Raw genomic sequence first — 8,542 nt, forward strand, 5'->3', positions numbered from 1 at the left:
CTTTCATTTGCTGGCAAATTGGCAATCTGCATAATAATATTTGCTTAATTCAAACTCCCATTTTCAGGAGAATTTCAATACAAATAAAGGGATAAATCAGATTTATCCCCTATTACTTACCCAAAACTATCTATATACTTAAAAGGCAAACCTTGCAGAAAACCCGAATATCGGTAGAACAAGACCTGTATAATTCACAAAATTGAACTCAGGTTTCCAGTCGGCACTTAAATTTAATGGTATTTCTTTAAAGGTATGTTCTAAACCTAAAATCCCATCTACACCTAAATGAAACACCTCAATATTTGGCTCATAGTTTTTCCTTTTTACAGGCGAAGACCCCGCGTGCCCACCAAAACCATAATACCATCTCCAAGTTGAGGTGTTAAAGGCCGGATTATGCAGTTCGTAAAGAAATGTCCCTTTCAAACCATGTCCAAAACCTCCCAAAAGTATCTCACCAGCCGAGTTGCCACCCATACTAAACTTTCCTGTTAAGGCTGGACCATCGGTAAACCTTACACCCACGGCTCCTTTATACTGAGCCTGAGCAGCTACAGCCGTAACTAAAATAATTGCTAAAATTGTAATTTGCTTTTTCATAATGGTTTATATCGTTTTGTTATACTAATTGTGCCAGGTTGGCTATTACCTGTTCAATCCTAAATTATCTTTTGCTAGCAGTATACATACCTCCTACAAATACCACCACACTAAGTCCCATTAAAATATAGCCTTGTTCTTTACCAGACTCATTAGAGGCGTCTATTTCCAAACCTAGCACCTCCACAGAAGCACCACTCTTTTGTACTTTGTTAAAACCTAAATAACCCAAGGCCACGCTCCCGACGATCAGGAGAATTCCTATTATCTTTTTCGAATTCATTTTTATAAAATTTAAGTGACTAATATTAATTATAATAATACCCTTCAGGCATACCTATGATTCTAGTCATCCATGACTGTTTGCCTTTTGTTTCTTAAATACAATATGATGGATGTAATAATTAAGATGAGCATTGAAGTATTATTTAAGTTCGAAACTTATTCTTAAAAGCTCATTCCTACATTCAAAGCTGTGGAATTGTGGAATTATAGCGGAAAATGTGGGTATTTCCTAGCGTATACGGTATGGGGCTAATTACCCAATATTGCATCTTAACCCTTTTATGAACCTTTGATTGATTCGGCTTTTTGTTAGCAATTCAATTTATTAATATCCCAAAATAAGTTGTAAAGGGCATTCCTGCCCCCCCAAGAAACTTTTTTGACCAATGAACAAAATGCTTTTGTTTAATTCCCATTTTGAACGGGATACCCTAGTTGGGCCCAAACCAGAATACCTTCATCGAGAATGGCGGTATTCTTAAACCCATATCGAGTTAAATTATTGATTACTTTTTGTGATGCCGCATGTGGACAAGCACAATAGACCACTATCTGCGTGCTGTCTTTTGGAATATTCTTCACAAAGTTTTCAGGTTCTTCATAATAAGGAACTGGTATAGCACCTGGGATGTGGGTTTGACGCCAAGCTACTTCAGAACGGGCGTCCAGTAAGACAATACGCAAACTATCTTTCATGGCCTTAAAAAGCTGCTCGGCAGATACATAAAGACCTTCGCGAAGATTAAATTTTGGTGCCTTATTTTTAGGGTTTAACACATAGTTTTCTGGAAGTGGAATCGAAACCGTATCCTGTTTTGGAATATTCCAACCTGATGCTCTACTTCTAAGAAAAGCGGTAACGGCATCTATTTCTTTATTGCTCAAGCTGTCTTTGAATGCTGGCATTGGAGTACCATCTCTTCCTTCTAGGATAGCGTAGCGTAAAAAGTGGTCGGTAGCTGTGGCTAACAACATAGGATTTCCTAAAGCAGGTGCTGAAATACCTTCTCCTTTTTTACCGTGGCATGTCGTACAGTTCTTAGCGTATATTTTAGCTCCTAGTTTTATATCTCCCACTACGGTTTCTCTTGATATCTCGATAGGTTCTTTTACACCACTCTTTTGATACAACCATTGTAAGAGTATTTCAATATCAATGTATTCTAATGGACCTCCCCTACTCTTCATATAACCCGCCATGGCCGTCTCTGACCTCCCAAATTGTATGGTATATCGCATAAAGTTGGAAGTTTGGCTCGTGCCTAACAGCGAATGAGAACTTAAGGAAGGTGCATGATCTGCGGCGTATCCTTCACGATCCTTCCCATGACAAAGGGCACAGTATTTCTCGTACAATCCTGCAGCATAAACCATGGAAGTGCTGTCTAGCTCATCATCCGGCCTTAACTGTCTAGCTTCAGCTCCTTGCTCTTCAGACTCTTCCACAAATTCCAGTTGAACACCATGTGCAAATTCTTTTAGTACCGTTAGTCGCTTAGGAAACGCTTCCATAACCAATGCTTTTGCAGGCAGGCGGCCTTTTAAAAAACTGTAAGTTGAATCTAGATTGATAACTTCATAGCGTAAGGCAAACACCCCTGAACCCCGTGTCTTTAAGAAATCGGACAATTCATCCCCAGCGGTTTTAGAGGCAATTAAATGCAACTCTTGATTCCGAATAAGTTTAAAGCGAGCAATGGAGTCGTTTAACTCCAATTGAACAAGACCCATTTTCAGAAACTCTTTAGTAGATGCTTCTATATCTTCCACTGCTATTCGGATGGCAGCAGTTCCCACCACTCCATTAGGGTGTTCCAGGTATCTACGTCCGTAACTGTAGTAGGTCCTCCATTCCTCTTTGACAGCTTGATAATTCATATCAGCATGCTCAACAAATCGAGGCAGATGGGCAGGTGGGTTGGATGCTTCAAAATCCAGACTTTGTTTCTCAGGGCCACCAGAATCCCAAGACCAACCTTTTGGTGAATCTTCAGAGGAACGATAGGCCTGGATGGAATCCATTTTAAATTCTCTAGAACTAAGCCATGTAGAAGTGGAATCTACAGATGAGCTAGATAATGCATATAAACGTACTCCCTCCGTTTTCTTTAAAAAAGAGCTTATAAAAGAGGGTTTTGATTCGTCAGCTAACGAATCATTCAGAGAAAGAAGTTCTAAAGATGACATATCGGCAAAAGAAATAGAAGCAACCAACGAACCGTCAATGCTCCCTTTTTCAATTTCATCAGATATTTTAAATCCTAGTGTGTCCTTAAAGTAGCCTCGGGTGGCTTCTATATCGTTGACAAACAAAGTAGTGCTATTGATTCCGTAACCCAAACCAAGGAGATAGGGTTCTTCCGTGTTTTTGGTACTGCAAGAGGAGAAAGTTATGAATAACACAAAATAAACTAATCGAAAAGCTTTAAAATGCTTTGAAATAGAAGCGGTGTTATTTGTTCTCATTTTACATTTATTTGTCTGAGCCTCATAACTAAACGGTACTAGCCATGAAACCCAACGCGGTCGAAAAGTCTTTTAAAACTTTCCATTTTTTATAGTTTCCATTTAATCATCTAAAATCTAAATTTAGATATAAACCGCATCCTAACACTATGGTAGGTTTAAAACCAACCATATTTTTAGGGAGTGGTTAAGAGAACGGCATTAGGTTTTTTCAGAGCTCTTTTTTAATGAGCCCTTGATATTTCCCAAAGGCTTATCAGCCATACGACTCAATAAAGCGTACGCAAGTCCTAAACTTTCAAACTGGCCTTAAACTGGCTCGGAGTAAGACCTCCGTGCTTCTTAAATATTTTTGTAAAATAAGATAAGTTGACAAAACCGAGTTCTTCAGCCACTTGCCCTACAGTCGCATCGCTAAACGTTAAAAGACGTTTGCTTTCTAAAACCACTTTTTGAGATATCAGCTCGGTAACAGTCTGGTTTAAAACCTCTTTACAGATTCTATTAAGATGCTTTAAAGTTATGCTCATTTGGAAAGCATAAAAAGATGGCGATTTCTCGGTTTTAACATGCATTTCTAGCAATGCCATAAATTGATTTACCTTTTCGGAATAAGAATGCCACGCAAAGTTGTTTTCAGACAGATGCATCCTAGAAATCTCAATAAGGATGATGTCTAATAGGTTCAGGAGTTTCTCTTCTTTTCGGGAGTTATTCAACTGGTTTTCTTTTACCAAAAGCTTGAAATACACCTCCATGTCAGTCAGCTCCGACTCCCGCAGCTTTATTTCTGAGATATGACTTGACGTTCCCAAAAAGCTATAATCTTCTATTTTCTTTTGACCAAAGTACAGGTTAAAAACCTCCTGCGAATAAAACATGATATAGCCCTCAATATCTTCTGATAGCGTCCAGCTGTGCACCTGACCAGGTTTCATTAAAAACAGACTTCCTCTGCCTATATCAAATGTATCCAAATCAATTTTATGACTACCATTGCCCGAAGTAAAGAGCACCATCAAATAGAAATTATGCCTATGCGACTGCTCTATGAAGCTGTGCTTTATTAGGTGGTTTTTAAAGGTGTTGATATATAAATCATGATGATGCCTCTCTGTTTCAAAGTTTTGAATATCATAAACCGGATAAGCCTTCATAAAATGTCCTTATTTTACCAAAAGAAGCGATTTTTATAGGATTAAAGTGCCCTAGAGTCCCTTATTTTTGTATAAAAATAAAGACAAACTCATGATTTCAAAACTAATAAGCCTTTTAAGTAACGATTGTCCTAATTGTGGTAAAGGAAAAGTGTTTAAAGCCAAAAACATATTCTTCAGCTTTGGTTTTTCTGAAATGAATACGACCTGCGAAGCTTGTCATATTAAATTTGAAAAAGAGCCCGGTTTTTTCATGGGAGCCATGTATGCCAGCTATGGTCTTTCCATTATGGAAATATTCCTAACCTATTTTGTCGCCAGTCGTTTCTTTGAAGAAACTTTTGACCTAAGAATATTAGGTTTCATCATGGCAGTTCTCATTCTCCTAAGCTTTTTCAACTATCGACTTTCAAGAATCATTTGGATTCAACTCTTCGTGAAGAAAAACGAGAAAGCTAGCCTAGCAAAGTCTTAACAAAATTTTGTGCAAAGAAAAATCAAAACTCCTTCTCTCCAAACTCACTTGAAGGCAATTTGACCTTACCGTCACGCTGATTGAAATTGAAACTTAAGTTTAACAGCACAATATTAGTCTCCTGAATATAATTCGTGGTGGTAAAAAAGTCAGAGCCAAAAGTGGTAATTCTTTGCTGATTTACGCCCATATTTCCAAAAGCCATATTCTGCCACTGAGCCCCAACCGTCATTTTATTATTCATAAAACTCTTCTTTATGGAAAGGTTCGGCTGATAAAAACGAGAATCTTCTCCTTGTGCGGTATTTCTTGCCGACATATAAGAAAAATTAAATTGAGAACTTAAAGTCGGTGTTATTTTATACGAAAGATTGGAGTTCAAGGAGTAAACCCAGCCTCTGCTGTCAACACTTACTGCGTTTTCAAAAAGTGCTCCGTTAATATTCAGTCTGTAAACATTCCCTCCCATAAACCATTTTACCTTTTTGGAAGCCGCCCAAGTGAGTCCCAATTCAGAACCTACCAGATTTGCTACTCCGGCGTTGGTAAAAATACGATTCAAGATGGTGTCGTTATAAACGCTATTTACCCTGTTCACTATATCCGTAATATGCTGATGATAGAGCGTCATGTAAACAGAAAGTTTCTGAGCGTCTTTGCTAATTCCCACTTCTGTAATTCCAATAAACTCAGGTCTGATACGCGGGTCGCCCTGCTCCAAGGTTTCTGAATGTTCTCTTTCAGGATATGGGTTCAGCTCGTTATTGGTAGAACGCTGCACCCTTCTGCTGTATCCTGCTTTCAGCCTCCAGTCATGCCCTAAACTATACATGATGTTGGCAGAAGGAAACAAGTTGGATAGGTCTAGATGAAAATCCTCTGATTTTCCGTCTTTAAAAACCCTGTCAGATTTCTCATATCGCAGTCCAGAGCTAAATTCCAGTTTGTCGAATTTAACACTATACATCCCATAAAGGCCATGTATTCTGTTTTCCACCCTGATATCCGCACTAAAGACGTCGTTCTGTACAAATGGAAGATTACTCCCACTTTTCTCCAAGTATCTAAAAACACCATCCTGATTTTGAAGTCTGTATTGATACCCAAAGGATAGCACACCCACCTTTATGGGCTTCTCATAATCCACTTTTAAGCGTAAGGCGTTTAGAGGGTTTTCACCGGTATTAAAGGTATATTGAAGTGTGTCAGAATAATCAAACTGATTTAAGTTTCTGTTTTTAGTATTACCATCCAGCTGAGCATTTTCTACTAAGCCCGAAACACTGATAGAAGATTGGTCTTCAAACTTGTGTAAATAATCTAAATTATAAACCTGAAAGTCTCCAGCCTTTAACACTTGGTTTCCATTATAATAAGAATAAGCACTTATTGGCTCGCCAGAAGCCGCATTAACTTTGGTATTATGATAGACAATATTGGCGGTTCTGTACTGCTCACGACTTCCTAAATATACTCCAGCCGTCAGTTCATTTTTTGTATTTAAATTGTAAGTAGCATTTGCTCTTACCCCATAACTTTCCCTTATAAAGCTTCTTTCACCTTCGCTTGGGAAAATGGTTTTCACGTCATTTATAATCGTAAAAGCGTCCCCTACTCTTCTGCCTGCTATATCATTCTGGAGGTAATTAAGTCCTACATTCAACGCTAACTTCTCTTTCCTATAACTCAAAGTAGCATCTACACCCTGTCTTTGCGGCTCTTTCTCATTAAAATAAGCTTTTATCCTAGGTAAACCGTATTGCAGGTTTGCAAAAACACTTAGCCCATCCATGGCTCCTTTCTTGGTAACGATATTAATAATTCCTGCCTTACCGTCTGCCTCATATCTGGCAGAAGGTACAGAGATAATTTCGACCTTTTGGATGGTATTTGCCGGGATTTGCGACAAAATGGTGGTTTGGTCTAAAGCACTAGGCTTTCCGTTTACCATAATTACAAAGCCCTTTGAACCTCTTACAGAAATTTCACCTTCCACGTTAACCGTGACAGAAGGTATGTTTTTTATCAAGTCGGCTGCTGTTCCGCCTTTGGCTACCTCAAATTGTTCGGAATCAAAAATCTGCTTTTCCAGTGTGGTCACCATATTGGGTTTTATACCTGTCACTATCAGAGTTTCTAATAATTGGCTGAGTGGAGCCAAGCCCAAAGCACCTAAATTAAGGTTAGCATTATTTTCAATCATATTAACTTCAATTGATTTTGAGGCGTAGCCCACATATTCAATTTTGATAATATAAACCTCGTTTGTAGATGTCTCTATTCTGAAGCCGCCATCATCTGTACTTTGAACACCTGTAATTAATTTACCTCCTTTTTCAAGCTTTACAGAAGCAAAAGATAAGGGTTCGTTAGTAACAGAATCTATTACCGTACCAGTAAGTGTTTGAAACTTTTGGGCATCGGCTGAAAAAGGGAATAGGGCTAAAAGAAGAATGATTACAGGTAGACTTCTATACATCATATGATAATTTCCACAAAAGTATGTCAATTTCAATCCTTAACAATCCTAGGTATATGCTAATTGTTAAGATACGTCTACTCTTTGCTGATACATGCTAATTGAATAAAAGGTCAAATGATATTTTACCAATTAAACGCCCCCAATGCCATTTAAAATATTCAGCAAATCACTTGTCCGATTCTGATAGATAGTAAGTAATTTTCTAAGTAAATTGTATTCATAATTAAACAAAAAGACATGATACTAACAACTACAGAAACAGTACCTAACCAAGAAATAGCCCAGATTTTAGGCGTCGCCAGAGGCAGCACCGTAAGAGCCAGAAACATCGGTAGAGATATTTTTGCGGGTCTTAAAAACATTATTGGTGGAGAAATAGAAGAATACACAAAACTTCAAGCCCAAGCCCGTGAACAAGCTTTACAAAGAATGGAGCAGGATGCCCAACGATTGGGTGCAGATGCGATTGTCAATATACGACTGGCCACATCCATGGTGATGCAAGGAGCCTCAGAAATATTAGCCTATGGTACGGCTGTAAAATTTAAATAAATATGAATGACATGGAATCTATATTTATCACCATAGCTCTTGGCCTCTTTATCTACCTGGTGGTAAGAAGAGTAAAAATAAAAGATCAAGAGAATTTTGAAAATCGTGACAATTAATCCCAAGAGACCATCTACTTAGATTGGTCTCTTTTCATTTAAACCCGGTTTATGCATTGGAGAATCGTTATGAGTTTTAAAGTGGAATAAATCAGACATTTAAACGAGATTACCATAGCGGTTTACCCTGAGCTAATCTCGAAGGGTTCTGGTGATTGAGTTTAAATGGGTTTACGAACTAATTTGTGTTACCCAGAGCTTGCCGATGGAAAGAAATTTAGCTACGGTCCCGATATCTATCGGGAGGTTTTCTAATGAATAAAGCGGGTTAAATTTACTTGAACTGCATTTATTCAGTCCATTCAAAGTCCTCAGCAGAAGTCAAATTTAAGGTCTTGCTAAGATTTGGAATTCGCTTGTGCCTAACTATTTCTAATTGGCTATTGAGACGAGATTCGTTGGAAAT

At 38.1% G+C, this 8,542-nt stretch carries 7 protein-coding genes; 2 read left to right on the forward strand and 5 right to left on the reverse strand.

What is annotated here, in order from left to right:
* Window positions 1-138 precede the first annotated feature (138 nt).
* From ACTBZY_RS10275 to ACTBZY_RS10290, 4 genes are all read right to left on the reverse strand, one after another.
* Complete coding sequence (locus tag ACTBZY_RS10275; protein ID WP_463046245.1) at window positions 139-603, reverse strand: hypothetical protein; 465 nt, start codon at window positions 601-603, stop codon at window positions 139-141.
* A gap of 64 nt (window positions 604-667) precedes the next feature.
* The gene (locus ACTBZY_RS10280) at window positions 668-886 is read right to left on the reverse strand and encodes a hypothetical protein (RefSeq protein WP_463046246.1); all 219 of its coding nucleotides are present in this window, start codon (window positions 884-886) and stop codon (window positions 668-670) included.
* Window positions 887-1,293: 407 nt separating this feature from the next.
* Window positions 1,294-3,354: a c-type cytochrome gene (locus ACTBZY_RS10285; protein ID WP_463046247.1), complete on the reverse strand. Its 2,061-nt coding sequence runs from the start codon at window positions 3,352-3,354 to the stop codon at window positions 1,294-1,296.
* Window positions 3,355-3,644: 290 nt separating this feature from the next.
* The gene (locus tag ACTBZY_RS10290) at window positions 3,645-4,511 is read right to left on the reverse strand and encodes a helix-turn-helix domain-containing protein (protein WP_463046248.1); all 867 of its coding nucleotides are present in this window, start codon (window positions 4,509-4,511) and stop codon (window positions 3,645-3,647) included.
* Between the two features lie 91 nt (window positions 4,512-4,602).
* On the opposite strand from ACTBZY_RS10290, the gene ACTBZY_RS10295 reads away from it, so the two are divergent.
* Window positions 4,603-4,986 (forward strand): hypothetical protein, encoded by a 384-nt coding sequence (locus ACTBZY_RS10295; RefSeq protein WP_463046249.1) that lies wholly within the window; start codon window positions 4,603-4,605, stop codon window positions 4,984-4,986.
* A gap of 22 nt (window positions 4,987-5,008) precedes the next feature.
* Here the strand turns inward: ACTBZY_RS10295 and ACTBZY_RS10300 are convergent, their stop codons facing one another.
* Entirely contained in the window at window positions 5,009-7,468 is a 2,460-nt protein-coding gene (locus ACTBZY_RS10300) for a TonB-dependent receptor (RefSeq protein WP_463046250.1), read from the reverse strand.
* 237 nt (window positions 7,469-7,705) lie between these two features.
* On the opposite strand from ACTBZY_RS10300, the gene ACTBZY_RS10305 reads away from it, so the two are divergent.
* Window positions 7,706-8,020 (forward strand): YbjQ family protein, encoded by a 315-nt coding sequence (locus ACTBZY_RS10305; protein WP_463046251.1) that lies wholly within the window; start codon window positions 7,706-7,708, stop codon window positions 8,018-8,020.
* Window positions 8,021-8,542: the final 522 nt, after the last annotated feature.

It is taken from the genome of Arcticibacterium sp. (assembly GCF_055134445.1).

Excerpts from the sequence above, each read along its gene's own strand:
- ACTBZY_RS10275 (WP_463046245.1), bottom strand. The coding sequence starts at position 603 with ATGAAAAAGCAAATTACAATTTTAGCAATTATTTTAGTTACGGCTGTA.
- ACTBZY_RS10280 (WP_463046246.1), bottom strand. The coding sequence starts at position 886 with ATGAATTCGAAAAAGATAATAGGAATTCTCCTGATCGTCGGGAGCGTG.
- ACTBZY_RS10285 (WP_463046247.1), bottom strand. The coding sequence starts at position 3,354 with ATGAGAACAAATAACACCGCTTCTATTTCAAAGCATTTTAAAGCTTTT.
- ACTBZY_RS10290 (WP_463046248.1), bottom strand. The coding sequence starts at position 4,511 with ATGAAGGCTTATCCGGTTTATGATATTCAAAACTTTGAAACAGAGAGG.
- ACTBZY_RS10295 (WP_463046249.1), top strand. The coding sequence starts at position 4,603 with ATGATTTCAAAACTAATAAGCCTTTTAAGTAACGATTGTCCTAATTGT.
- ACTBZY_RS10300 (WP_463046250.1), bottom strand. The coding sequence starts at position 7,468 with ATGATGTATAGAAGTCTACCTGTAATCATTCTTCTTTTAGCCCTATTC.
- ACTBZY_RS10305 (WP_463046251.1), top strand. The coding sequence starts at position 7,706 with ATGATACTAACAACTACAGAAACAGTACCTAACCAAGAAATAGCCCAG.